The sequence below is a fragment of the Roseicella frigidaeris genome (assembly GCF_003258945.1).
Classification (GTDB): Bacteria; Pseudomonadota; Alphaproteobacteria; order Acetobacterales; family Acetobacteraceae; genus Paracraurococcus; species Paracraurococcus frigidaeris.
Map to the genome: position 1 here is coordinate 1 of NZ_QLIX01000071.1, position 3,003 is coordinate 3,003.

Sequence of the window (3,003 nt, forward strand, 5' to 3'; positions counted from 1 at the left end):
CCGCCGCCTCCGCCCAGAAAGCCGAGGCTAGCGTCCGAACATGGGTCAACTCTCAGTGGCAACTTCACCCCAAACCAGGTCAGATCTCAGTGGCAATCAACATATTTGGGATCAACTCGGTCCGTAACACGCTCTAGGCGGAGGATCGTCAACCATTCCTGACGCATGATGGGAGCCTGGAGCCGATAGAAACATGCCGCATTCCCAGCATACCCTGCGTCGCAGCGCCGCCAGCATTGGCGTGGTTCTCTGCGTCCTCTGCGCTTTCCCGGCCATAGCCAAGCAAGGCAGCTTCGGGGATCCCGGTCTGGACGCGACGATGGACGCACTGGTGCAGCGCCTCGATCGGCGCCTAGTGAGCAGCGGCAGCCTGCCGCCCGACCAGCGGCCGGAGACGATCTATCTTTCCTCGTTCAACGCGGAAGTGCGTCAGCAGGCCCCAGGGGGAGGGGAGCGCATCTGCCGGACTGCAGTCGTGAGTGCGGCGCGCAGGGGCGAGACCATAGCCCAACTGCAGGGCCTGGCCTGCCAGTCGCCCCAGGGCTGGGTGCTGCAAGATGGGGATTGGCGCTAGCCCTCATAGCCATAGCTAGCGGAGCTATCCGGTTCTCGGGGCCGCTGAGGGTGTACTCCTCAGCGGCCCATGTCATTGGTCTATTAGGCGAGGGCGGGGTGGTACCGCAGGGCGGCATTGGCGATCTCTATCACCGCTGCTCGTGCCCGTTCCTCCCGTTCTGGCGTTTCGCCCCAGGCACTGGTGCGGGCGTTTAGGCCGTCCAGGCAGTCGGCCAGTTGCCGCTTGCGGATGAGGTCGTTCAGGAACAACCCGGCTTCGGTCCAGGCCGCCCGGATCTCCTCCACGAGCCGCAGGCCGGTCCGCCGGAACTGCTCGATGTCGTCATCATGAACCTGCATCGTCTTATCCTTTGAAATGCGCAGCAGATCGCCGCTGTTGAATGATTGCGTCACGACCAACGCCCAAAACGGGCGAAGCAAAAATGGTGCTTCCAGGGTGCTGGGCGGAGGGGTAGCGGGCCGCCAAACAGGTCTCCTGACCAGCAAGAAAAAGCATGCATATACAGCACTGTAGCCGCCGATTTGAACCGAAAACCGACCTTTGGTTTCGCGCGGCGGGGGCTTCGAATATGGCATGTCCGGCTAACACGTCATAATAGCCAACTATGGCGTATTAGATAGCTCGTCGCAGGGCAGGAGAGGGACGCCAACCCGCCCTGTCAGGTAGCCCAAATCACGTCAGCGGATCCGATGAGGCGCCCCTGCGCGGCCAAGACGCGCCCTGGGTCACGTGAACAGGTCCTCAGCGCGCACCCTTGAGCATCCGCCACCGGCCAGTTGCGCCCTGACCGCAGGTCCACGTGGCAGCCGGTTCGACAGCGGTTGTTCTGGGCGATCAAGGTCCGCAGGATCCTGAACCAAGGAACGGCACAGAAGAGAGGAGTTTACGTGGTTGTCGGAGTTGTCGTAGTTGACTAAGGAGAGCAGGGGCGCCACGTTGGTGCGTGAGGACCCGATGACCAACACGAAGCACACAGAGCCCAAGACCCCCACCCGGCGTCCGCCGACGTCGGCTAAGTTAGGCTCCTATGTCATCAAGCGTGGGCGTTTGGCGGAGTTCGCCAAGGTCCTCGAGGATCCCGCGCTCCGGGGCGATGTGCAGGTCCTCGTAAAGCCTACTACCCCACGTGGTCGCCAGCAGCTCGCTGGCGCTGGTGTCCGTGAGTTGGTCATCCACCCTGGCGCTGGAGAGATCGTAAAGCGCGGTGCTGAGAAGCGCGTGTTCTATGGTGGAGGCAGGACCGAGATCGCGGAAAAGGCGTACGAGCCCGGTCCGAAGGCGCGCGCCCTCCTCCGTGGCCTCGAGATCGCCGAGGCCGACCTGAAGGCTGCCGGTGGCGCTTTCGAGCTCGCCGATGTCGAGCGCCTGTTGGGCATCAGCCGCCAAGCGATCGCGAAGCGCGTCGACGAAGGTTCGTTACTGGCCGTTCCCGGCCCTGGCGGCCGACGCCGTTACCCAGCCGTCCAGTTTACTCACGGCGGAACGCTCCCGGGTTTCCGGGAGGCTCTCAACATGCTGCCCAGCCGAAACCCTTGGGTGCGCCTGAACTGGCTGGTAAACCGCGATCCGCGCATGGGCGAACGCACGCCGGCACAGCTGCTTGAAGCAGGCGAGGTAGCAGCAGTCCTCGCTGCGGCGCGGTCTCAAGGCGAACAGGGCGGTTGAGCGGTCATCCTCCGCCGCCTGCCGACCTCGATCGTCGCCAGCCTCGTCTTCGGACGTTGCCGGCTGGTGTGCGCCTCCACCGCTTTCACACGAAAGAGAAAGGCGGGCAGCGGCTCGACCCTATCTACTTCGACCAGAGTCTGGCCGGTCGTCTCAATGCCCCGGACGGCAGCTACGGTGTACTCTATGTGGCCCTTTCTGCATCCGGAGCCTTCGCTGAAACCTTCTTGCGTACTCCTGGCCGGACGCTTCTCGATCCCGATCTGATAGCGGCGAAGGCTTACGCCGAGCTGACGTTGACGCGCGATCTCGTCGTGATGGAGTTGCATGGTCCCGGTGCAGCCGCGATCGGTGCGACGGCCGAACTCGCCCATGGCTCGCCGCCTTATGAACTCCCGCAGTCATGGTCTAAGGCCCTACACGGCCACCCCTGCGCCGCCGATGGACTCGCATACCGGGCCCGGCACAACGACGACGAGGTATGCTTAGCGGTGTTCGAGCGGGCTACCTCCGCCGTCGCGGTTGTCCAGCGCGTGGAGAACCTTGATGTAGACTGGTTCTATGTGCTGGCCGAGGAGCACGGGATTGGTCTGCCGCCCCAATAGTAGTCCTAGTTTATTGGCAGAACAGAGTTGTTGAACGGCAACCGTTCTCTCTACTAGCAGGCTGCTGAAAAGCCTGTCTGCTGCGCGGGTGTGGGTTGCTTTTTTGGTTTGGATGGGCGGCTGAGGCGGTGATGGCGCGGCGGGTGCGCCGCTCCA

General features: G+C 63.3%; 4 protein-coding genes. 3 read left to right on the plus strand and 1 reads right to left on the minus strand.

What is annotated here, in order from left to right; genetic code table 11:
* The first annotated feature begins 193 nt into the window (after positions 1–193).
* A complete protein-coding gene (locus tag DOO78_RS26720) occupies positions 194–574 on the plus strand; it encodes a hypothetical protein (RefSeq protein WP_111472922.1) in 381 nt (126 codons plus the stop codon).
* An 83-nt stretch (positions 575–657) separates the two neighbouring features.
* On the opposite strand, the gene DOO78_RS26725 is transcribed toward DOO78_RS26720, so the two are convergent.
* The gene (locus DOO78_RS26725) at positions 658–969 is read right to left on the minus strand and encodes a hypothetical protein (RefSeq protein WP_128080184.1); all 312 of its coding nucleotides are present in this window, start codon (positions 967–969) and stop codon (positions 658–660) included.
* A 562-nt stretch (positions 970–1,531) separates the two neighbouring features.
* Here DOO78_RS26725 and DOO78_RS27260 point away from each other — a divergent pair.
* Both DOO78_RS27260 and DOO78_RS26735 read left to right on the plus strand, forming a co-directional pair.
* Complete coding sequence (locus DOO78_RS27260; RefSeq protein WP_128080185.1) at positions 1,532–2,242, plus strand: hypothetical protein; 711 nt, start codon at positions 1,532–1,534, stop codon at positions 2,240–2,242.
* A 68-nt stretch (positions 2,243–2,310) separates the two neighbouring features.
* Positions 2,311–2,847 carry an RES family NAD+ phosphorylase gene (locus tag DOO78_RS26735; protein WP_243634810.1) on the plus strand — a complete coding sequence of 179 codons (537 nt, stop codon included), beginning with the start codon at positions 2,311–2,313 and terminating at the stop codon, positions 2,845–2,847.
* The last annotated feature ends 156 nt before the right edge of the window (positions 2,848–3,003 follow it).